Annotated in this window: 17 protein-coding genes; 9 read left to right on the top strand and 8 right to left on the bottom strand. The window is 62.8% G+C overall.

What is annotated here, in order from left to right:
- Positions 1-11 precede the first annotated feature (11 nt).
- Positions 12-746 carry a GntR family transcriptional regulator gene (locus tag DFR38_RS02585; protein WP_059287237.1) on the top strand — a complete coding sequence of 245 codons (735 nt, stop codon included), beginning with the start codon at positions 12-14 and terminating at the stop codon, positions 744-746.
- A 61-nt stretch (positions 747-807) separates the two neighbouring features.
- On the opposite strand, the gene DFR38_RS02580 is transcribed toward DFR38_RS02585, so the two are convergent.
- From DFR38_RS02580 to DFR38_RS02565, 4 genes are all read right to left on the bottom strand, one after another.
- A complete protein-coding gene (locus DFR38_RS02580) occupies positions 808-1236 on the bottom strand; it encodes a (R)-mandelonitrile lyase (protein ID WP_204377561.1) in 429 nt (142 codons plus the stop codon).
- 46 nt (positions 1237-1282) lie between these two features.
- Complete coding sequence (locus DFR38_RS21660) at positions 1283-1411, bottom strand: hypothetical protein (RefSeq protein WP_275576192.1); 129 nt, start codon at positions 1409-1411, stop codon at positions 1283-1285.
- 82 nt (positions 1412-1493) lie between these two features.
- Positions 1494-2927 carry an MFS transporter gene (locus DFR38_RS02570; RefSeq protein WP_082693683.1) on the bottom strand — a complete coding sequence of 478 codons (1434 nt, stop codon included), beginning with the start codon at positions 2925-2927 and terminating at the stop codon, positions 1494-1496.
- Between the two features lie 70 nt (positions 2928-2997).
- Complete coding sequence (locus tag DFR38_RS02565) at positions 2998-4146, bottom strand: iron-containing alcohol dehydrogenase (RefSeq protein WP_059287238.1); 1149 nt, start codon at positions 4144-4146, stop codon at positions 2998-3000.
- A gap of 135 nt (positions 4147-4281) precedes the next feature.
- Between DFR38_RS02565 and DFR38_RS02560 the strand changes: the two genes are divergently transcribed.
- Complete coding sequence (locus DFR38_RS02560; protein WP_193394313.1) at positions 4282-5244, top strand: LysR family transcriptional regulator; 963 nt, start codon at positions 4282-4284, stop codon at positions 5242-5244.
- Between the two features lie 33 nt (positions 5245-5277).
- Here DFR38_RS02560 and moaA read toward each other — a convergent pair whose 3' ends face one another.
- The 3 genes from moaA to DFR38_RS02545 form a co-directional block, all read right to left on the bottom strand.
- The gene (gene moaA / locus DFR38_RS02555) at positions 5278-6252 is read right to left on the bottom strand and encodes a GTP 3',8-cyclase MoaA (protein ID WP_110312949.1); all 975 of its coding nucleotides are present in this window, start codon (positions 6250-6252) and stop codon (positions 5278-5280) included.
- A 133-nt stretch (positions 6253-6385) separates the two neighbouring features.
- The gene (locus tag DFR38_RS02550; protein WP_059287298.1) at positions 6386-7042 is read right to left on the bottom strand and encodes a response regulator; all 657 of its coding nucleotides are present in this window, start codon (positions 7040-7042) and stop codon (positions 6386-6388) included.
- Positions 7039-8946 (bottom strand): type IV pili methyl-accepting chemotaxis transducer N-terminal domain-containing protein, encoded by a 1908-nt coding sequence (locus tag DFR38_RS02545; protein ID WP_110312948.1) that lies wholly within the window; start codon positions 8944-8946, stop codon positions 7039-7041. The genes DFR38_RS02550 and DFR38_RS02545 overlap by 4 nt, the downstream gene beginning before the upstream one ends.
- Before the next feature lie 303 nt (positions 8947-9249).
- Between DFR38_RS02545 and DFR38_RS02540 the strand changes: the two genes are divergently transcribed.
- The 7 genes from DFR38_RS02540 to narI all read left to right on the top strand — a co-directional run bounded on the left by DFR38_RS02540 (position 9250) and on the right by narI (position 20970).
- Positions 9250-10503 carry an MFS transporter gene (locus DFR38_RS02540; protein ID WP_059287297.1) on the top strand — a complete coding sequence of 418 codons (1254 nt, stop codon included), beginning with the start codon at positions 9250-9252 and terminating at the stop codon, positions 10501-10503.
- A gap of 53 nt (positions 10504-10556) precedes the next feature.
- On the top strand, positions 10557-11936 hold the full coding sequence (locus DFR38_RS02535) for a NarK family nitrate/nitrite MFS transporter (RefSeq protein ID WP_059287296.1): 1380 nt from the start codon (positions 10557-10559) through the stop codon (positions 11934-11936).
- 159 nt (positions 11937-12095) lie between these two features.
- On the top strand, positions 12096-14072 hold the full coding sequence (locus DFR38_RS02530) for a methyl-accepting chemotaxis protein (RefSeq protein ID WP_110312947.1): 1977 nt from the start codon (positions 12096-12098) through the stop codon (positions 14070-14072).
- A gap of 256 nt (positions 14073-14328) precedes the next feature.
- A complete protein-coding gene (locus DFR38_RS02525) occupies positions 14329-18027 on the top strand; it encodes a nitrate reductase subunit alpha (RefSeq protein ID WP_110312946.1) in 3699 nt (1232 codons plus the stop codon).
- Complete coding sequence (gene narH / locus DFR38_RS02520) at positions 18024-19574, top strand: nitrate reductase subunit beta (RefSeq protein WP_110312945.1); 1551 nt, start codon at positions 18024-18026, stop codon at positions 19572-19574. Before DFR38_RS02525 ends, narH begins: the two co-directional genes overlap by 4 nt.
- A gap of 3 nt (positions 19575-19577) precedes the next feature.
- Positions 19578-20225, top strand: a complete 648-nt coding sequence (gene narJ, locus DFR38_RS02515) for a nitrate reductase molybdenum cofactor assembly chaperone (RefSeq protein WP_059287035.1) — start codon at positions 19578-19580, stop codon at positions 20223-20225.
- 58 nt (positions 20226-20283) lie between these two features.
- Positions 20284-20970: a respiratory nitrate reductase subunit gamma gene (gene narI / locus DFR38_RS02510; protein WP_059287034.1), complete on the top strand. Its 687-nt coding sequence runs from the start codon at positions 20284-20286 to the stop codon at positions 20968-20970.
- Positions 20971-21706: 736 nt separating this feature from the next.
- Here narI and DFR38_RS02500 read toward each other — a convergent pair.
- Positions 21707-22903 (bottom strand): NnrS family protein, encoded by a 1197-nt coding sequence (locus tag DFR38_RS02500; RefSeq protein ID WP_110313013.1) that lies wholly within the window; start codon positions 22901-22903, stop codon positions 21707-21709.
- Between the last annotated feature and the right edge of the window lie 96 nt (positions 22904-22999).

Below are 22999 nucleotides of genomic sequence, written 5' to 3'. Positions count from 1 at the left end.
GGAGATGACCGATGTCATCCAAAGAAGGTAGCTCGCTGAAGATAGATCGTAGCGTCAAGACCCTGCGTGAGCTGACGCTGGAAAAAATGCGTGACGCCATCCTCAGTGCCTATTTCAAGCCAGGAGAACGGCTGGTGGAGCGCACCTTGTGCGACGAACTGGGGGTGAGCCGCTCCATTGTGCGCGAGGTGCTGCGCCACCTGGAAACCGAGGGCCTGGTGGAGTCCATTCCGCATCAGGGCCCGGTGGTGGCCACGCTGGATGCCGACAAGGCGGCGCAAATCTATGAAATCCGCGCCTTGCTGGAAGGGCATGCGGCGCGGCTGTGCGCCGAACGGGCGGATACGGCATTGCTTGAGCAACTGGCGCTGATCAATAGCCAGATCCAGGCGGCATTCCGGGCGGGAGATTTCCACGGCGTACTGCAGCAGACCTCGGCGTTTTACGAATTGATGTTCCACGGCAGTGGCCAGAGCATGGCCTGGGAAATCGTGCAGTCGCTCAATGCCAGAATCAACCGCCTGCGGGCCATGACCATCAGCTCGAGCGGGCGGGCTGCCGAAGCGGCCGAGGAAATGCGCTTGCTGGTGGATGCACTGCAAAAACGCGATGCACAAGCCGCACACGATGCCTCGGTGGCGCATGTGCGGCGTGTGGCAAGCATCGCAGCGCGCAAGCTGGCAGAACTGGCGGAGGAAAGCGACCAGGCTGCCGCACAATCCGGCGATCTGGCCCGCGCGCCATGAAAACAGCCGCACCCCGCCAGCGGGTGCGGCCGCTCAGCCGGCGCACCTGGCTGGGCAGGCGCTAGCCGGCGTACTGCTCGTCGCTGACCTTCTCCAGCCAGTTCGCCACACTGCCTTGCTGCTGTTCCTGGATGGCGATATGGCTCATGGCCGTGGTGGGGGCGGCGCCGTGCCAGTGCTTGGTGTGCGCCGGGATGCTCACCACATCGCCGGGGCGGATTTCCTGTATGGGGCCACCCCACTGTTGCACGCGGCCACAGCCGGCGGTGACGATCAGTGTCTGCCCCAGCGGATGGGTGTGCCAGTCGGTGCGTGCCCCAGGTTCAAAGGTGACCAGGGCGCCGGAGCCGGCCGCCGGAGGCCGTGCGGCAAACAGCGGGTCGACGCGCACGCTGCCGCTGAACCACTCTGCCGGGCCGCGGTAGGAGTCTTGCGAGCCGGCGCGGCTTAGCGTGATGGCCTCGTTGCCGGATGGTGTTTGCTCAGTCATGTGATGTCCTTTCAGGATGTGTGTATCAGCTGGGGCGATGGGCTGGCTACAGCCACTTCACCCTGGCCGGGTCGCTGTGGTCGGAAAATGCAGGGCAGCCGGTGTCCAGCGCCGCGATGCCAGCCATGTCGCCCGCGCCCAGTGCAAGGTCGGTGATGGCGAAGTTTTCCGCCATGCGTTCCGGATGCCCTTGTTCAGTGTTGTGGTCTGCATCTGGCGACTCTTTTGTTGATGTCATATACGCAGCAGTGCGCTGTTCAGGCGCTGGGCGCCGCGGCGCTGCCCGGCATCTCCTTGCCCGCTGCCGGCTGTCCTGCATCAAAACGGATGTAGCGCAGTGATACCAGCCAGGCCGCGCCCAGGAACAGTGCCGCCGCATACAGGACTTGGCCGGTATGCCATGCCATGCCGGCAGCGCCCGTGCCGGTGGTCTGGCCTGCGGCATACACCACGACCAGGATGGCCAGGCCGAGGGTCGCGCCTATCTGGTGGGCTACGTTGAGCAGGCCGGACGCCGCCCCCGCATTGTGCTGTTCCACTCCGGCCACTCCCGCCACGGTCAGCGGTGCCAGTACCCAGCCCTGTCCGAAACCGATGAGCAACATCGGCACCAGCACTCCGCGCGGGTAAGACGCCAGGGTGGCCGCCAGCCCCTGCCACAGCACACCGGCCACACACAGCGTGACTCCGGTCAGCAATACGCGACGATGGCCAAGATGGCGCACCACCGCAGGCACCGACAGCGAACTGGCCAGTTGCGGCAGGGTGACCGGCACGAAGGCCAGTCCGGCCAGCATGGGAGGGAAGCCCAGCACAGCTTGCAGGTATTGCGCGGTAAAGAACCAGAAACCCACCATGCCGCACAGGAAAAGCAGGCGTGCAACATAGGCCGCATTGCGTTGCGGATTGTTCAGCAATGCCAGCGGCAGCAGCGCTTGTTCGGCATGTGACTCAATCCACAGGAATATCCCCAGCAGCAGCACGCCGATGGCGATGCCGGCCACGCTCAGCGGCGCGGCCCAGCCCGATTCCGCGGCTTCGACGATGCCGAATACCAGCGCACACATGCCCAGGGTGGAGCTCAGCGCGCCAGCAAGGTCGAAGCGTCCGCTCTGCCGCGGCGTTTCATGGATATGACGCAAGCTGCCGGCGATCAGTACCGCACCAATCGGCAGATTGATGAAGAAACCGGCACGCCAGGAGATGAGATCGGCCAGCAAGCCGCCCAGTACCAGCCCCAGCGTGGCACCGATGCCAGCCGCCGCTGCATATAGCGACAGCGCCCGGGTACGTGCCTGGCCTTCCTCGAAATGGGTGGAAATCAGCGCCAGGGTGGAAGGGGCCAGCACGGCAGCGCCAAGGCCCTGCAGCGCCCGGAAGCTGATCATCCAGGCTGGTGTGCTGGCTGCGCCAATGGCCAGCGAAGCAAGGGTGAAAATGGCCAGGCCGGCAATGAACATGCGCCGCCGGCCGAGGATGTCGCCAGCGCGTGCTCCCAGCAGCAGAAAGCCGCCAAAGGTCAGCGTGTAGGCATTCTGTATCCAGGACAGGCCGGCCGGCGTGAAGCCAAGCGCAGCCTGGATGCGTGGCAGGCCGGTGAGCACGATGGAGATGTCGATCACCAGCATCAGGTAGCTCGCCATGATGATGGTGAGCACCATGCCGCGATTGAGCGGGCGAGAAGTGGTCATTTGCGGCTTGTTCCCGGGCTTGGCCCGATGTGGGTAGGGTTGCGCTCGATCCGCAGCAGGCATGATTTTCTTATCGTGCCAGTTGCAGGATTTCGGCCACCGCATCGCGGGTGTAGAGCCCGGCAATGCCGAACCACTGGGCATTGCCCAGCACCACATCGGTAATGGCGGGCAAATCGGCCTCGCTAATGCCCAGTTGCGACAGGCGCGTCGGGGTGCCGATCTTGTCGAACCAGGCTTCCAGTGCGGCAATGCCCTGCAGCGGAGTATCAACCGCGAATACCTGCTGGGCGAAGCGCTGGAACTGTGCCGGATTGCGGCCGTGGTACCACTTCATCCAGGCCGGCATGATCACCGACAGGCCCGCGCCATGCGGCACATTGAACAGTGCCGACAAGGCGTGTTCGATCATGTGGTTCGGGTAGCTGAATCCGGCGCTGCCGGCATAGAGCACGCCATTCAGCGCCTGGGAGGCGGCCCAGGCAAACTCGGCGCGCGCGGCGTAGTCGGCCGGATTGTCCAGCAGGGTTTCCGTGGTGTCGATCACGGTGTTGACGAGGGCTTCCACCAGGCGCGAGTGCAGGGTGGGCTGCAGCGTGGCGGTGAAATAGCCTTCGATGCAATGGGCAATGATGTCGGCGGCCGAGTAGACCAGATAGTCGCGTGACACGGTCTGCATCAGGGCCGGATTGACGATGGATAGCCGCGGAAACAGATGTAGCGACTGGATGGCAAACTTTTCCTTGCTGTCCTCGTTGGTCACCACCGCACCGTCATTCATCTCGCTGCCGGTGGCGGCCAGGGTGAGGATGGAAAACACCGGCAATGCCGAGTCGATGGTGGCCTTGCCGATAAACAGATCCCATACATCACCGGCATAAGGCTGGCCGGCGGCAATGGCCTTGCTGCTGTCCAGCACCGAGCCGCCGCCTACGCTCAGTAGCGCATCCACCTGATGCCGGCGTGCCAGGGCAATGCCTTCGCGCACTTTTGACAGCAGCGGATTGCTGACAATGCCGCCAAATTCGATGAATTCGATGCCTTGCCCGGCCAGGCTTTGGCTCACGGTCTGGAACAGGCCGTCGCGCTTGATGCGCTCGCTACCAAAACAGAGCAGCACCTTTTTAATGCCGTGCTCTGCCAGATGCTGGCCGATCAGCTGTTCCTTGCCGGTGCCGAAGTCGATCCTGGTGGGATTGAAGAAAGTAAAGTTGTCCATGGGTATGCTCCGCTGCCCCTGGGGCCGCTGCTATTGATGGGCCTCACTTTAATTTCCTGCGATACATTAAACTAGCGCATTATTATTTGAATAATTTACAACTTTTCCATGTTAATTCAGCGGCAGGATTGAACCATGTCCATGAACGAGCTGCGCTCCATCACCACCTTTGTGCGTACCGCCGAGTTTGGCAGCCTGAGCAAGGCTGCCGCGGCCCAGCAGATCTCGCCGCAAGCGGCCAGCAAGGCGCTGGGGCAGCTGGAGCAACACCTGGGGGTGAGGCTGTTTCATCGCACCACCCGCAGCATGTCACTCACCGAGGAGGGCCAGCGCTTTCTGGAGGCGGTGCATCCCTCGCTGATCGGTTTTCAGCAGGCGCTGTCGGCGGTGCGCCAGACCAAGGACGAGCTGGCCGGGCCTTTGCGCATCGTCGGCCCGCGTACCATGTTGCAGGCGGTGATCGGGCCGGTGATGGACGAATACTGCCGGCTCTACCCGGAAGTGCAGCTGGATGTGCAACTGGATGACCGCATTGGCAACTGGGTGGAAGACCGTATCGATGTCGGCTTCCGGCTGGGAAACTCGCCACAGGAAGGGCTGGTGGCCAGGCGCTTGTTTCCCATGCAGCTGATTATCTGCGCCGCGCCCAGCTATCTGCGCAAGTACGGCATTCCGCACAGCCTGTACGAGCTTGGCGCGCATCGCTGCAGCGCTTTTCGCCGCGCCAGTGATGGTCGCGTGGTGCCGTGGCGGGTAAGGGTGGGCGATGGCATGCAGGATCAGCCGATCAATCCGGCCTTCTGCACCAATGACGAAGCCATGGAGTTGCGCGCGGTGCTGGCCGGCGAGGTGATCGGCCAGTTGGCGGGCCCGACGGCGGCCCCGCTGATCCGCAGTGGCCGGCTGCTGCCCATTCTGCTGGAGCACATGGCCGATCACTACAGCCTGTTTGTCTATTACGGCAGCCGCGCCGCCCAGCCTGCCCGCGTGCGCCGATTCATCGACCTGGCGGTGGAGCGGCTGACGGGCGGTGCGGATTTGGTCCTGAGCGACAAAGAGTTGGCGCAGGCCTATGCCCGCGGCCTGGCAGCAAGCTGAAGCGCCCGCCACAGGCTGCCTGGGGTGGCCGCATCAGCCGCCGGTCATCGACATGAAACGCACCACCTGTTGGGGCTGCTGGATGAATTCGTGTTTTTCCGGCTTCAGTTCGATGGCGGCACGGATAGCCGCTTCCAGCTCGGCGTCGCTGCAGCCGGCGCGCAGTAGCGGGCGTAGCGCCAGCTTTTCCTCCTGCCCCAGGCACATATACAAGGTGCCATCCACCGACAGCCGTACCCGGTTGCAACTGGCGCAGAAATGCTGCGACATCGGTGTAATCAGCCCCAGCGTGCAGCTGCCGTCCGGGCTTTGCCAGTAGCGGGCCGGCCCGCCGCCCAGGCTGACTGCGCTGGGAGTCAGGCCGTGGCGCTGGCTCAGGCTGTGCAGCAGCTGTGACAAATCCAGCCCGTCTGCTTGCTGGCCGGTATGGCCCATGGGCATGGCTTCGATCAGGCGCAGGATGAAACCGTGTGCCTTGCAGTAAGCCAGCATGGCGTCGATGTCGCGGTCGTTGATGCCGGCCAGCGGCACCATATTGATCTTGATGCTGCTGAAGCCGGCGGCACGGGCGACGGACAAACCCTGCAAGACCTGTTCCAGACTGTCGCTGCCGCTGATGCTGGCCACACAGTCCCGCCGCAGCGAGTCCAGGCTGACATTGAGCCGCTGCAGGCCCGCCGCCTTGAGCGCGCCGGCCTGGCCGGCCAGCTGGGTGCCATTGGTGCTGAGTGACAGGTCGTCCACGCCGGGCAGGCTGGCCAGCCTGCTGACCAGTGCCGGCAGATTGCGCCTGAGCAGCGGTTCGCCACCGGTCAGGCGGAAGCGGTGGCAGCCAAGGCGGGCAAAGGCCGCCACTACCCGCTGGATTTCGGCAAAGTCCAGCCAGTTGGCCGGTTCTTCAAAGTTCTTGAAACCCTTGGGTATGCAGTAGCTGCAGCGCAGATCGCAGCGGTCGGTAACGGATAGCCGCAGATAGTCGATGCTTCTGCCAAAACGGTCGCGTAACATGGCTGACCCTCTGAGGGGAGAATGGCCAGAGTGTAGGCGCATCCGCCGGGCTTGCCAGTTGGTCGGTAGTGGGGTTTTGGCTAGGTCTGAGGGAGTAGGGGGCCGGGAAGAAAGGGCGGCAGCCGCCCCGGCTTCAGGGCAGCTTGTCCAGCCCGTGCTCCACGGCAAACAGCGCGGCCTGTACCCGGCCATTGAGGTTGAGTTTGCGCAGGATGTTCTGCACATGCACCTTGATGGTGCTCTCGGCCAGATCCAGCGCGCGGGCGATTTCCTTGTTGCTGATGCCGCGGCTGAGCCAGGCGAGGATTTCCCTTTCGCGCTGGGTCAGTTGCTCCAGCCCGGTCGGCTTGCTTTTCTGGGTGTCGGCGCTGCGTAGCTGCTGCAGCAGGCGCGAGGTCATTTCCGGTGACAGCACGCTGTCGCCATCCACGGCGCGGCGAATGCTGGCCAGCAGGAAGTCGGCATTGATGTTTTTCAGCAGATAGCCGCGTGCGCCCAGCTTCAGGCATTCGGCCAGGTCTTCACCGTCTTCCGATACCGTGAGCATCAGCACCGCCAGCTGCGGCTGGCTGACCATGATTTGTGCCAGCGCCTCGCGCCCGTTCATTTGTGGCATGTCGATATCCAGCAGGACCACGTCCGGCTTCAGCTGTTCGCACAGTTTCACCCCTTCCAGGCCATCGGCGGCTTCGCCAATGATGTCGAAATCACTTTGGCGTTGCAGCAGCGCCTTCAGGCCGCTGCGGAACAGGGTGTGGTCGTCGACCAGCAAGATGCGGATGGGTGTCATGCGGCTTGTCTTTCACTTTGTGGCAGCAGCAATTGTACTTCGGTGCCGCCGTGCGGATGGGGGTGAATGCTGATCTGGCTGCGAATGCGGGCCGCGCGCTCCTGCATGATGGATAGCCCGACATGGCTGGCGCGGCGGCTGGCCACGCTCTGTTCGTCAAAGCCGCAGCCGTCGTCCCGTATGCTCATGCTGAAGTCGGCATGGTTGAGGATGTCGATGCGCACGCGCTGCGCCTGGGCATGCTTGCGCACATTGGACAGCGCTTCTTGCAGGATGAAGATCAGCTGCAGCTGTTGCTGGGGATTGAGTGCCAGCCCGTCGCCGCTCATGTGCAGCTGGGTGGGGATGTGGGTCTGTTTTTCAAAGCGCTCCAGCAGGGTGCGCACGGCGTCGGGAAAGTCTTCCTTGCTGATGCGGGTGCGGAAGTTCAGCAGCAGTTCGCGCACATCCTCATAACATTCCTGCACCCCGGCACGGATGAAGCCAAGGTTTTCCTGCGCCTGCTCCATCTGCTGCTCGGCCAGCGCGGCGTCCAGCATCTGCACTTGCAGATTCAGAAAGGACAGCGACTGGGCAATGCTGTCGTGCAGGCCCTGGGCCATCAGGTTGCGTTCTTCCGATACCGCAAACTGGCGGTCGCGCGCTGCCAGCCTGTGGTTTTCCACCGCCACCCCCAGGTGGCTGCCCAGGGTTTCCAGCAGGAACTGGTCTTGCGTGGCCAGCTTGGGATCCTGATAAAAGTACAGGGTGAAAATGCCGACATTGCTCTGGTTATGCCGGATGTGGAACACGGCAATGCTGGAAAAGCCGGCGCGCTGGCAGTGTTTTTCCGTGGCGGCCGGCAACTGGTCGAAGCGATGCAGCACCGAGAAGGGCTGCGGCACGGTATCGCCACACAGGCAGCCGTTGAGGGTGGCGCAATCGTCCTCTTCCTGCAGTTCGGCCGGCAGGCCGCGCTGGGCGGTCAGCTCCAGCCGACCGCGCTTGAAATCCACCAGCCGCACGCTGCCCGCGTCCGCGCCCGTCAGTTCGATCAGCCGCTCGATGAAACCGCTGCACATGTCGGCCAGGCTGTGCGAGTCATGCAGGAAGGCGGTGACGTTATACAGGGCGGCCAGCTGGCGGTTCTTGTATTCCACCGAACGGGTCTTGTCGGCCACTTTCTGCTCCAGCGTGGCGTACAGGTCTTGCAGGCGGTCGGCCATCTGGTTGAAGCCGGTGGCAATGGTGGCGAATTCATCATTGTTGTCCACGCTGACCCGCGCATCCAGATTGCCGTCGCGCAGCCGCAGCATGCCTTCGCCCAGGGTGTTGAGCGGGCGGATCACCAGCAGGAACAACAAGAACATCATGCTGAACGAGCCGATGATGGCCATGGCGATCAGCGCCATCTGGAAGAAGCGCAGCAGGGTGGTGTTGCGGGAGTTGTCTTCTTCCACCAGTTTCACCAGGCGGTCGATGCGGTTGACAAAGCGGGCGATGGCCGGGCTTTCCATCTGGCGCTGGCCGGCATGCTGGCGGGCTGCGTTTTCCAGCAGTGGCAGCATGTCTGTCTGCCAGGAGCGCTCGATATCGCTGACCTGCTGTCTGACCGTGGCATTGTCCGGCAGGAACAGCGGCCGTGCCGGGTCGCCCTGTTTCAGCCGGGCCAGGATGGCGGCAAACTGCTGCTCCTCGGCATGAATGGTGGCCAGTGCGGCGCCTTCGCTCACTTGCAGCGCGATATGGTAGCTGCGCATGCGCAGGCTGCCGGCGTCATTGATGGCGGCGGCGCCACCTTCCAGCTTCCACGACAGGATCAGGGTGTAGCCGATGGAGGTCATCGCCAGCAGCAGCCAGGCGATGGTCAGCATCAGCAGCTTGGTGGACAGGCTGCGCAGGCGCGGGGTCTGGTAGAGCATCATGGTGCTGGGCGTCCGGGTGGCGGGTGGTGTGCGTTGCCGCAGGCAATACTGCTAACAATACCGGCTGGCCTTGTGGACAGCAATTCTCCGGAAGGGGTAGGGCGTGGCAGCGTGGCATGGCCAGGGCAGGCGGCTCCGGGCAAGGCCGGGCAGGGTGGCATGCTACTTTGTGATTAGTCCGGCTTCCCCATCTGCAGGGTCGGGCTAGCTCCTCATGCCGCGCGCCTTGCTGCTATCGGCGAATATTTCCCGTGTGCGTATCAGGGTTAAATGCCTGCTATCCCCATTGCGGAGCAAGGCACCATGGCTTCCCCACGCTTCAGGCAGTACAACGTGCTGGCGTCCAGCACACTGGCATTTACCATCTGTTTCATGATCTGGATGATGTTTGCGGTACTGGGCATTCCCATCAAGCAGCATCTGGGCCTGAACGAAACCGAATTCGGCATCCTGGCAGCGACCCCGGTGCTGTCCGGTTCGCTGGTGCGGGTGCCGCTGGGCATCTGGACCGACCGCTTTGGCGGCCGCATCGTGATGTTTGTGCTGATGCTGGTGTGTGTGCCCTTTATTTTCATCATGCAGTACGCCACCGCCTACTGGCAGTTCCTGGCCATCGGCCTGCTGGTCGGTCTGGCCGGCGGGGCGTTTTCCGTGGGCACCCCCTATGTGGCGCGCTGGTTCAGGCCGGAGCAGCAGGGCATGGCCATGGGCGTGTTCGGGGCCGGCAATGCCGGATCCTCGCTCACCAAGCTGGTGGCCCCCGGCATCATCGCCGCGGCCGGCTGGCAAATGGTGCCAACGGTGTACGCCATCATCATGCTGGTTACCGCCATCCTGTTCTGGCTGTTCTCCTGGCAGGACCCGTCCCATCTGGTCAGCAGCAAGGTCAGCCTGCGCCAGCAGCTGGCCCTGATGAAAGACCCGGCGGTGCTGCGCTACTGCCAGTACTACTCGGTGGTGTTTGGCGGCTATGTGGCGCTGGCGCTGTGGATGACCAAGTACTACGTCGGCGAATACGGCTTCGACATCAAGCATGCGGCGTTTCTGGCGGCCTGTTTCTCCCTGCCCGGCGGCGTGCTGCGGGCGATGGGCGGCTGGCTGTCCGACCGCTTCGGCCCCTACCGGGTGACCTGGGGGGTGATGTGGGTGTGCTGGGTGGCGTTTTTCATACTGTCCTATCCGCAAACCGACTTCAGCATCAGCACCACCCACGGTGTGCAGCGCTTCCATCTCGGTCTGAATGTCACCTTGTTCACGCTGGTGCTGTTTGCCGTCGGTATTGCCATGGCCATCGGCAAGGCCTCGGTGTTCAAGTTCATTGCCAATGAGTTTCCCGACAATATCGGCGCGGTGTCCGGCGTGGTGGGCCTGGCCGGCGGCATGGGCGGTTTCCTGCTGCCCATCCTGTTCGGGGTGTTGCTGGATATCACCGGTGTGCGCAGCAGCGCCTTCATGCTGCTGTACGGCACGGTGTGCGTGTCGCTGGTGTGGATGCACTTTTCCTTCAAGGCACAGGCCGGGCGTGAGCCGGCCGCCATGGCCAGACAGGCCGGCTGAGCTGGTCTTCGAATTTTTGATTGACGGCCACAGATGCCGTCAGGGAGGGCTTGATGTCACATGTACTGAACCGGTGGGAACCGGAAAATCCCGCATTCTGGCAACAGCAAGGCAAGGCGGTGGCGCGGCGCAATCTGTGGATATCCATCCCGGCGCTGATGCTGGCCTTTGTCATCTGGCAGGTATGGAGCGTGGCGGTGCTGAACATGCCGAATATCGGTTTCGGCTATTCGCAAAACCAGCTGTTCTGGCTGGCGGCATTGCCGGCCTTGTCCGGCGCCACCCTGCGCATTTTTTACAGCTTCATGGTGCCCATTTTTGGCGGGCGCAAATGGACGGCCATTTCCACCGCCAGCCTGCTGATTCCGGCCATCGGCATCGGTTTTGCCGTGCAGGACCCCAACACCAGCTACATCACCATGGTGGTGCTGGCTTTGCTGTGCGGTTTTGGCGGCGGCAATTTCAGTTCGTCCATGTCCAATATCAGCTTCTTTTTTCCCAAGGCGGAAAAGGGTACGGCGCTGGGCCTGAATGCCGGGCTGGGTAATCTGGGGGTGTCGCTGGTGCAGTTCGTGGTGCCGCTGGTGATTACCATGGGGGTGTTCGGGGCCTTTGGCGGCGATGCACAAACCTGGATCAAGGGGGCGGTACACAAGAAAATGTGGCTGCAGAACGCCGGCTTTGTCTGGGTGCCCTTTATCGTGCTGTCCACCATCGCCGCCTGGCTGGGCATGAATGACATTGCCTCGGCGCGGGCCTCGTTTGCCGACCAGGTGGTCATTTTCCGTCGCAAGCACAATTGGCTGATGTGCTGGCTATATATCGGTACCTTCGGTTCCTTTATCGGTTTCTCTGCCGGCTTCCCGCTGCTGATGAAAGGTCAGTTTCCGGATGTCGATCCCACCAAATACGTGTTCTATGGCCCGCTGGTGGGCGCGCTGGCCCGTCCGGTGGGCGGCTGGCTGGCAGACAAGATCGGCGGCGCCAAGGTGACCCAGGCGGTATTCCTGCTGATGATGCTGGCGGTGGGCGGTGTGCTGGGCTTTTTGCCGCATGCCGGCCAGGGCGGCAGTTTCCAGGGCTTTTTTGCCATGTTCCTCTGCCTGTTTGCCCTGACCGGGCTGGGCAATGGTTCCACCTTCATGCAGGTGCCGGTGATTTTCCTCACCCTGCACCAGCGGCTGGCGGGCAAGGGCGAGACGGCACAAAAGCAGGCGCAGGCCGATGCCACGCGTGAAGCCGCCGCCGTGCTGGGCTTCTCCGGTGCCATTGGTGCTTATGGCGGTTTCTTCATTCCCAAGAGCTATGGCACCTCCATCGCCATGACCGGCGGGGTGGAGGCGGCGCTGTATGCCTTCATCCTGTTTTATGCCAGCTGTGTGTTGATCAACTGGTGGTTCTACGCTCGCAAGAACGCGGAAATTCCGTGCTGATCGGCCTGGGCTGACCCGCACGCTGCAAGCAGGCAAGGCAGGGGGAAGCATCAATGCTTCCCCTTTTTAATTTTTTGGCATATTTGATCGCGGCTGGAAATTGCCTATGCTGTTAGTGCATTGCAACACCCACCCCCACACGCCGATTGCGAGGCTGTCATGTTGTCCAGACTTTCCATTGCCAGCAGGCTGGGCCTGCTGATCCTGCCTTTTGTGCTGGTGATTGCCGGCCTTGCCGGTGTGCTGTCACTGGAAAAGTGGCAGAGCCTGTCACGTCTGCAGGCTTCGGCCCAGCTGCTGAAGGTAGCGGGCAAGGCCAGTGGCCTGATTCACCAGTTACAGGCCGAACGCGGGCTGAGCAATGGTTTTCTCAGTACGGCGGGCAGCAGCCTGCCGGCCGAGCTGCCCGCCGTGCGCCGGCAAACCGACGCCGCGCTGGCCGACTTCCACGCCAGCCTGGCGCAGTTGCCGGCAGCCACCCAGGCTGCGACGGTGGATGAGCAGGTGCATGCCCTGTTGCAGGGGCGTGCCGCCATCGACACGCGCAGTCAGCCGGCAGGGCAGATGTTCGCGGCCTATTCCGACCATATCGAACAGCTGATCGGCCTGATTGCGGATCTGGCTGGCAGCACCAGCGATACCGGCCTGTTGCACGATGCCGTGGCGCTGCTCAATCTGCAATGCCAGAAGGAGTTTGCCGGGCGCGAACGCGGATTCATCAATGGTGTGCTGGGGCGTGGCAGCTTTGACCAGGCTGCCTTGCTGCAGGCAGCCGGCATGCAGGCCCGGCAACAGGCTTGTGCCAGCCAGCTGCGGCTGGTGGCCTCTGCCGGGATTCGCCAGGCGGCACAGCAGGCCGACCAGTCGGCCGAGGCATCTGTGCTGCAGGCCATGCGCCAGCAGATCATGCAGGTGGCGCCAGGCCAGTCGCCTGGTGTGGCGCCGGCCCGGTGGTTTGGCGCAGCCAGCGCGCAAATGGCCAATCTGAAAAAGCTGCAGGATCAATTGCTGCAGCAGCTGGATGACAATATGCAGCAGCTGCTGCAACAGGCCCGTTTCCAGCTGTGGTTCACCTTGCTGGGGTCGGCCGCCACCATTCTGGTGTTGTCGCTGCTGGGCTGGGCCATTTACCACAGTGTGGAGCGGCCGATTTCCCGGCTGGAGCAATTGATGAGCGGCATGAGCCGCGACTTCGACCTGTCGCGCCGCGCCGCGCTGCCCGGCAGTGATGAGATTGCCCGCATGGGCCATGCCTTTGATCACCTGGCGGACGCCTTTGCCGCCACCCTGCGCCAGATCAAGGCCGAAGCACACCAGATGGTGGCGGCAGCGAACGCGCTGAGCGATGTGTCGGCACGGGCGGCCTCCACTGCGGAGGTGCAGAGTCGCTCCTCGGTGGATATTGCCGCCGCCATCGAGGAAATGTCCGCCGGCATTGCCGCGGTTACCGACAATGCCCAGCAGGCCATGCGCGTGGCCGAGGACATGCAGGGCTGCGTGGACGATGGCCGTGCACGCATGCGCAGTACCGCTGCCGCACTGAGTGAAACGGCGGATGGCCTGAGCCATACCGGCGAAAGCGTCAATATGCTGCGCGACAAGTCCGAGGGTATTCACAGCATCGTCACCGCCATTCGCGAGATTGCCGACCAGACCAATCTGCTGGCGCTGAATGCCGCCATCGAGGCCGCCCGTGCCGGTGAGATGGGACGCGGCTTTGCCGTGGTGGCGGACGAGGTGCGCAAGCTGGCCGAGCGCACCAGCAAGGAAACGCTGGACATCGCGGCGCTGATCGAAGACATCCGTCACGAAACCCGCGATGTGGCGCAGCAGATGGCCACGGCGCGGCAGCGCATGCAGGGCGGCATGGCCGAAGTGGATCACACCGTGGCCGACCTGGCGCTGATTCACGGCAAGGCCAGCGCTACCGCCGACAAGAGTCGCAGCACCACGCTGGCGATGCAGGAGCAGACTGCCGCCAGCAATGATGTGGCCACCAATGTCAGCAAGATTGCCGCGCTGGCGGAAAGCAATGCGCGCATCGTGCAGGAGGCCGCGGCGCTGTCCGGCCAGCTTAATCGCACCGCCGGCAAGATGGTCGGACTGGTCGACCGTTTCCAGCACACCAGTTCCTGAGTTCCCTGCAGCAAGCTGCGGAGCAGCCCCTTGGCGGCCTGCTCCGCCCATCCCGCCCCCTTTCCCCCTGTTGCTGGCCGGCCTGTGTAGTGCCGTCTAATTCTTATGGCTTATCCGCCTCCTCACTCTGCTTTGCCTGCTTGCCACCTGTGGCGAATGGGCGCTGTTGTTGCCCGGACTTAATCTGTCCAGCGTAAGCAAAGGCTGCGCGGCACGGCCGCGGCACCGCATCTGGCGGTAAAAACTCGGAGGCAAGATGAGCCATTTTCTGGACAGACTGAATTTCCTCGGCAAGGTGAAATCCACCTTTGCCGATGGCCATGGCGCGGTGGTGAATGAAGACCGCCAGTGGGAAGACGCCTATCGCCAACGCTGGCAGCACGACAAGATCGTGCGTTCCACCCATGGGGTGAACTGCACCGGCTCCTGTAGCTGGAAGGTGTATGTCAAGAACGGGCTGATTACCTGGGAAACCCAGCAGACCGACTATCCGCGCACGCGGCCGGACCTGCCCAACCACGAACCGCGCGGCTGCCCGCGTGGTGCGTCGTACAGCTGGTATGTGTATTCGGCGCAGCGGGTGAAATACCCGATGATCCGCGGCCGTCTGGCCAAGCTGTGGCGCGAGGCGCGCAAGAGCATGGGGCCGGTACAAGCCTGGGAGCACATCAGCCAGAACCCGGAACTGGCCAGGCAGTACAAGAGCAAGCGCGGCCAGGGCGGTTTTGTGCGTGCCAACTGGGATGAGGCCAACGAAATCATCGCGGCTTCCAATGCCTACACCATCAAGAATTACGGTCCGGACCGCGTGGTGGGCTTCTCGCCGATTCCGGCCATGTCCATGGTGTCTTACGCCGCGGGCAGCCGTTACCTCAGCCTGATCGGCGGCGTGCCGCTGTCCTTCTACGACTGGTATTGCGACTTGCCGCCGGCCAGCCCGCAAATCTGGGGCGAGCAGACCGACGTGGCCGAATCGGCCGACTGGTACAACTCCACCTACCTGATGGTGTGGGGCTCCAATATCCCGATGACCCGTACCCCGGACGCCCACTTCTATACCGAAGTGCGCTACAAGGGCACCAAGACCGTGGCCGTTTCCAGTGACTTTGGCGAAATGGCCAAATTCGGCGACATCTGGCTGGCCCCGAAGCAGGGCACCGATGCCGCACTGGCCATGGCCATGGGCCATGTCATCTTCAAGGAATTCCACCTGGACCAGCCGTCGGCCTACTTCACCGACTACATCCGCCGCTACACCGACATGCCTATGCTGGTGACGCTGCGCAAGGATGGCGAACGCTATGTGCCGGACTACTTCCTGCGCGCCAGCCATCTGGCCAATAACCTGAACGAAGACAACAACCCGGAATGGAAGACCCTGGTATTCGACGAAACCAGTGGCGACATCGTGGCACCCACCGGTTCCATCGGCTTCCGCTGGGGCCAGAGTGGCAAGTGGAACCTGCAACAGCAGGACGGCAGCACGGGCCGCGAGGTATCGGCCCGCCTGTCGCTGATTGAAAACCGTGACGAAGTAGTTGGCGTCGGCTTCCCTTACTTTGGTGCCGAGCACGAGGAACTGCTCACCCGCAATGTCCCGGCGCGAAAGGTGGTGCTGGCTGATGGCAGCACTGCACTGGTGGCCACGGTATTCGACCTGATGGCAGCCAACTACGGTATCGACCGTGGCCTGGGCGGCGGCAATGTCACCAATGATTACATGGCCGACGTACCGTACACCCCGGCCTGGCAGCAAAAGCACACCGGCGTGAAGCCGGAAATGGTGATCCAGGTGGCGCGCGAATTCGCCCAGAACGCCGACCAGACCCATGGCAAATCCATGGTGATTGTCGGTGCCGCGCTCAACCACTGGTATCACATGGACATGAGCTATCGCGGCATCATCAACATGCTGATGCTGTGTGGCTGTATCGGCCAGAGCGGTGGTGGCTGGTGCCACTATGTGGGCCAGGAAAAACTGCGTCCGCAAACCGGTTGGGCCCCGCTGGCCTTTGCTGGCGACTGGGTGCGTCCGTCGCGCCAGATGAACGGCACCAGCTTCTTCTATGCCCATACCAGCCAGTGGCGGCATGAAAAGCTGGGCATTAATGAAATCCTGTGCCCGACTGCCGACGGCAAGATGGCCAATATGAGCCTGATTGATTACAACGCCAAGGCCGAACGCATGGGCTGGCTGCCGTCTACCCCGCAGCTGACCACCAACCCGCTGGACATCACCCGCGCCGCCAAGGCGGCTGGCAAGGACGCCATTCCGTTTGCCGTGGACAGCCTGAAAAACGGCACGCTGGACATGTCCTGCAACGACCCGGACAACCCGAAGAACTTCCCGCGCAATATGTTTGTGTGGCGGTCCAATATCCTGGGCAGCTCCGGCAAGGGCCACGAATACTTCCTCAAATACCTGCTGGGCACCCAGAACGCGGTGATGGGCAATGAGGAAGACTGCATCAAGCCGACCGAAATCACCGTGCGTCCGGCGGTGGAAGGCAAGCTGGACCTGCTGGTGGTGCTGGACTTCCGCATGTCCACCACCTGCCTGTACGGCGACATCGTGCTGCCGACCGCTACCTGGTACGAGAAGGACGACCTCAACACCTCCGACATGCACCCCTTCATCCACCCGCTGTCCGAAGCCGTACAGCCGCTGTGGCAGGCCAAGTCGGACTGGGAAATCTACAAGGGCTTTGCCAGGAAGATTTCCGAAATCGGCAAGGACTACCTGGGCGTGCAACAGGACCTGGTACTCACCCCGCTGATGCACGACACCCCGCAGGAACTGGGTCAGGCTTTCGATCCCAAGGACTGGAAGAAGGGCGAGTGCGAGCCGATTCCGGGCAAGACCATGCCGGCCATGACGGTGGTAGAGCGCGACTACGGTGCCATCTACGACAAGTTCACCTCCATCGGCCCCTTGCTGGAAAAAGTGGGCAATGGCGGCAAGGGCATCAGCTGGAAAACCGGCCACGAAGTGGACATCCTGCGCGGCCTGAACCATACCGTGGCCGAGGGCGCGGGCAAGGGTCAGCCACGGCTTAATACCGCCATCGACGCGGCCGAGATGATTCTGACCCTGGCACCGGAAACCAATGGCCATGTGGCGGTGAAAGCCTGGGAAGCCTTGTCCAAGATCACCGGTATCGACCACACCCATCTGGCACTGCCGCGCGAGCATGACAGCATCCGCTTCCGCGATGTGCAGGCGCAGCCGCGCAAGATTATTTCCTCGCCCACCTGGTCTGGCCTGGAAAGCGAAGAAGTCAGCTACAACGCCGGTTACACCAATGTGCACGAGCTGATTCCATGGCGCACCATCACCGGCCGCCAGCAGTTCTATCAGGATCACCAGTGGATGCGTGCTTTTGGTGAAGGCCTGTGCGTGTTCAAGCCGCACGTGGACCTGAAAACCACCCAGGCCATCCTGGGCAAGAAGTCCAACGGCAATCACGAGCTGGTGCTCAACTTCATCACCCCGCACCAGAAATGGGGCATCCACAGTACCTATTCGGACAATCTGCGCATGCTGACGCTGTCGCGTGGTGGCCCGCATGTATGGGTATCGGAAGTGGACGCCAAAAAGGCCGGCATCGTCGACAACGACTGGATCGAAGTATTCAACGTCAACGGCACGCTGACCGCCCGTGCGGTGGTATCGCAACGCGTACCGGAAGGCATGACGCTGATGTACCACGCCCAGGAAAAAATCGTGAACGTGCCGGGGGCGGAAACCAGCGGCAAGCGCGGCGGCATCCACAACTCGGTGACCCGTGCCGTGACCAAGCCGACGCACATGATTGGCGGTTACGCCCAGCTGTCCTGGGGCTTCAACTACTACGGCACGGTGGGTGCCAACCGTGACGAATTCGTCATCGTGCGCAAGATGAAAAAAGTTGACTGGCTGGACCAAGTAGCACAGCCCGCAGGAGATACCAAATGAAAATCCGTGCACAAATCGGCATGGTGCTGAACCTGGACAAGTGCATTGGCTGCCATACCTGTTCAGTCACCTGCAAGAACGTCTGGACCAGCCGCGACGGTGTGGAATACGCCTGGTTCAACAATGTGGAAAGCAAGCCCGGCGTCGGCTACCCCAAGGACTGGGAGAACCAGGAAAAATGGCAGGGCGGCTGGGAACGCAAGCCCAATGGCAAGCTGGTGCCCAAGCAGGGCGGCAAGATGCGCATTCTGGCCAATATCTTTGCCAACCCCAACCTGCCGAGCATTGACGACTACTACGAGCCCTTCACCTTCGATTACGAGCACTTGCAGAACGCGCCGGAAATGCAGACCCCGCCGACTGCCCGCCCGGTATCGGTGCTGACCGGCAAGAAGATGGACAAGATCGAATGGGGCCCCAACTGGGAAGACGACCTGGGGGGCGAGTTCTCCAAGCGCAGCAAGGACGCCCTGTTTGAAGGCATCCAGAAGGAAATGTACTCGGCCTTCGAGAACACCTTCCTGATGTATCTGCCGCGCCTGTGCGAACACTGCCTGAACCCGGCCTGTGTCGCATCCTGCCCGTCCGGCTCCATCTACAAGCGCGAAGACGACGGCATCGTGCTGATCGACCAGGACAAGTGCCGTGGCTGGCGCATGTGTGTGTCCGGCTGCCCGTACAAGAAGATTTACTACAACTGGACCAGCGGCAAGGCCGAAAAGTGCATCTTCTGCTATCCGCGTATCGAAGCCGGCCAGCCCACCGTGTGCTCGGAAACCTGTGTTGGCCGCATCCGCTACCTGGGCGTGCTGCTGTACGATGCCGACCGCATCGAAGCCGCTGCCAGCGTGGAAGACCCGAAGAGCCTGTACGAAGCGCAGCTGGGCGTGTTCCTCGACCCGAACTCGCCGGAAATCCAGGCCGAAGCCCGCAAACAGGGCATTCCGGAAGCCTGGATCAGCGCCGCGCAGAATTCGCCGGTGTACAAGATGGCCATGGAATGGAAAGTAGCCTTCCCGCTGCATCCGGAATACCGCACCCTGCCCATGGTGTGGTACATCCCGCCGCTGTCGCCCATCCAGAGCGCGCTGGAAAACGGCCTGATCGGTGACAACGGCATCATCCCGGACGTGAAAGACCTGCGCATCCCCATCCGCTATCTGGCCAACCTGCTGACCGCCGGCAAGGAAGAACCGGTGGTGAGCGCGCTGGAAACCATGGTGGCCATGCGCCGTTACATGCGCAAGAAGAGCGTGGAGAAGGTGAGCGACCCGGCCACCCTGCGCGGTACGCATCTGAAACCGGCCCAGGTGGAAGAAATGTACCAGGTGATGGCGATTGCCAATTACGAAGACCGCTTCGTGATTCCGTCCAGCCACAAGGAAATGGTGGAAAACACCTTCGACGACAAGGCCAGCTGTGGCTTCACCTTCGGCAATGGCTGCTCCGGCGGCACGTCCGAATCCAGCCTGTTTGGCAAGAAGAAGGCCACCCCCATCGTGTTTCACGACATGCGGCGCGACCGCAAGGCCAACGCCGGGAGCTAAACCATGAACCAGTCATTGTTCAAGATTGCCTCGGCCCTGCTGTGCTATCCGGAGCCCGAGTTGCTGGCGGCGCTGGATGACATCCGCAGCGCACTGCAGGCTACGCCAACCGCAGCCAGCATGCTGGAACCGTTGCTGGCCCAGCTGGAAGGCAGCGAGCTGATCGCCCTGCAGGAAGGCTATGTGCAGACTTTCGACCGCAGCCCGGCGCACTCGCTGCACCTGTTCGAGCATGTTCATGGCGAGGACCGCGCCCGCGGTCAGGCCATGGTGGACCTGATGGAAGAGTACAAGGCCCACGGTTTCGAGCCGGTGTGTGCCGAGCTGCCCGACTACGTGCCGCTGTTCCTGGAATTCCTGTCGCAGTGCGAGGCGGAGGAGGGCAGCCGCCTGCTGGGCGACGCGGTGCATGTGCTGGGCCATATCGCCGGCAAGCTGCGCGAATCGTCCTCGGCCTATGCCGGGGTGCTGGATGTGCTGGTGTGGCTGTCGCCGGTGGCACCGGAGCCGCTGACCGTACCGCCCATCCGCGACATGGACGAACTGCTGGAAACCTTTGGCCCCGGTGCGGACGGCAGCGAGCCCTTGCTCAAGCCCGCCATGCCGGCCATAGCTCCGGTCAATTTCTACCCGTCGCGACCCGGCGCCTGAATCTGCCCGTTCCCGGCCCGCGCTGTCATGGGCTGGCCGGAACAGCAAGGAGAGAGAGATGGATTATCTGCATCAATTTGTGTTCGGGATTTATCCCTATATCGCGCTCAGCATCTTTTTGCTGGGCAGCCTGATGCGCTTCGAGCGCGAACAGTACAGCTGGAAGAGCGAATCCTCCCAGCTGGTGTATCGCGGCAATCTGCGCCTGGGCAGCATCCTGTTCCACGTCGGCGTGCTGGGCCTGTTCTTCGGCCATCTGGTGGGCTTGCTGACGCCCTTGAGCGTATGGGAAGCACTGGGTGTCACCCACAGCTTCAAACAGGTATTTGCCATGAGCGCCGGTGGCATCATGGGCAGCCTGGCCCTGGTCGGCCTGCTGATCCTGCTGCATCGCCGCCTGAGCAACCAGCGTCTGGCCGCCAACACCACCTGGCGTGACAAGCTGGTGCTGCTGTGGCTGCTGGCCACACTGCTGCTGGGCCTGTGCACCATCGCTGTGTCCGCCCAGCATCTGGACGGCCACGAAATGGTGCTGCTGATGACCTGGGCGCAGCATATCGTCACCTTGCGTGGCGATGCCGCACAGTTCATCGTGGCCGCATCCCCCATCTTCAAACTGCACCTGTTCATGGGGATGAGCGTGTTCGTGATCTTCCCCTTCACCCGTCTGGTGCATGTATGGAGCGGCTTTGGTGCGGTGACGTATCTGGGCCGCGCCTGGCAGCTGGTGCGCCCGCGTGCCTGATCAGCAGTTGGCAGGCTAGGCACAACAAGCCATTCACACAGCAGAAAGCCCTGTTTCCAGCGATTGGAGACAGGGTTTTTTTTGCTTGCAGGCCAGTCCCGCACCATCGCCGGCGGCAAATGCTCCGGTGCAGGGGGCGCTGTGTTCTTGCATGACAAGACAAAGCCGGTACCAGAAGGTCGGCTCCGTGCCAGCCGACCAGGACATGCGGTGCGGATGTGGCGGCGCCCGGTGCAAGGCCGCGGCGGGCTGTGAGAGCGCGCTTTGGTCGCGGTCATTCCGGGGAGGTGGTATGGCGCGCCAGCCCGGGCTGCTTAGGCCCGCTGACAAGACCCCCGCGCCTGCCTTGCGCCTCCTTGCCCTACACTTGGTACTCCGGCTTCGCTACGAGGTGTTGTGAGCCGCTCTTATTGCGCAGGCTGCGGGGGCAGTGATGCGACGCCTGGTCGTCGCTTGCGGCGGCAGCAAGGTCGGCAAGGGCGTGTGACTTGATGCGCTGCCACCGTATTCAGCTGTCGGCATGCTTTGTGAAATGGCGGGGGGATTGCGGCCGGGGTGTGGATGGCCAGGTGATCAGCGCGCTGATCACCTGGCGGGGCAAGCTGTGCCGCCCCCTTGCCCGGCTATTCCGTGCGCAGGGGGCGGCAAGACGGTTTGATGCAAGAGCCGCAAACCGGAAAGCGGCTGCGCCACAGGGGCGCTGCGCTATTTGCTTGGTCGCGGTAAACGGTTTGCTTCAACCAGCCTGACCATCGGCGCGCGGCTTGAGGTACAGCCCGATCAGTTGCCGGCTCCAGCCCAGCAGTGCCAGCAGGCCGCAGAGGGCTACGGCTGCATACAGGCAGGCGACCCATGCTGGCGGCACAAAGTCGGCCACGACCCGGCTCAGTGCCACCGCATGCACCGCCAGATAGACACGCCACAGCCAGCTGCCGGCCTGCAGCGGCAAGCCGGAATGCCCCAGCGTTACCCGCGAGACAAAGGCGATGACCATGGTCATGAAGAAGCCCACCGTGATGGCGTGCAGCGGCGCCAGCCCCAGCGCCAGCGCAGGCAGCAGGCCGGCTACGCTGTACAGGCCGAATGCCACGGCCAGCCAGGCAAAGGACAGGTGCAACATCCACAGCAGCTTGACCTTGCGCGCCGGCAGCAGGCCCCAGCGCCAGCTGGTGTAGCCAAACAGCAGGGTGAGCGGCAGGTCGGCCAGCAGGCTGCTGTGCTGGCTTAGCAGCAGCAAGCCATGCAGCCAGCTGCCGCCCACCATGGCGGCCAGCAGCCAGTAGGGCCGCCATGCCTGGCGATCCGGCAGTACGCTGCTGGTGAAGAAAGGCAGCATGCGGTGGCACACCGTCAGGAATACCGGTAGCAAAAAGCCCCACAAGGCCAGATCGCGCATGATCAGCCAGTAAGCGCCATTGCCGCTGAACAGCCAGCAGCCTGCGGCCACGACACCGGCCAGCCCCAGCACAAAAGCCGCCAGCACCACCAGCGCATGGCGGCGATCCGGCTGCGGGCTACGCCAGATCAGCCCGGCAAAGCACAAGGTCAGGCTGGCAAAACCCAGGCCGTACAACAGCAGGCCGGCCAGCAGCCAGCTCTTGCCCAGCGCCAGACCCGCCAGCCAGCCGGCCACGCCGGCAGCCATCAGGCCGGGCGTCAGCAGATAGCGCAGCCGGTTGGGCGGGGACACCCCCAGCCAGCGCGGGCCGGCGGTAAAGATAAAGCCGGTCATGAACAAGGGGAAGATGCCGTACAGCATCAGCAAGGCATGCGCCATCACCGCAGGAATCTGCGGCGTGATGACATGCGGGCCTAGCCGCGATGCCAGTTCGGCAAACCAGGCGGCAAACAGCAAGAGGGCGCTGAGCATGCCCAGCAGAAAGGCCAGGCGGTGCGGTGCGCGCAGCAAGGCGGGGGGAAGTGTGTCAGGCATGATGGTCGGGCTCACAGAAGGTGGTAGCCCAGTATCGGTGGCGGTCGTGCAAGGCGGAATGATTCTCGTCAAGAAAATCCGGCCGCGCGCGGCGGC

The sequence above is a fragment of the Aquitalea magnusonii genome, from assembly GCF_003202035.1.
Taxonomy (GTDB): domain Bacteria; phylum Pseudomonadota; class Gammaproteobacteria; order Burkholderiales; family Chromobacteriaceae; genus Aquitalea; species Aquitalea magnusonii.
The sequence above is the reverse complement of the archived record's forward strand: the minus strand, read 5'-3'. Positions and strand labels throughout refer to the sequence as shown.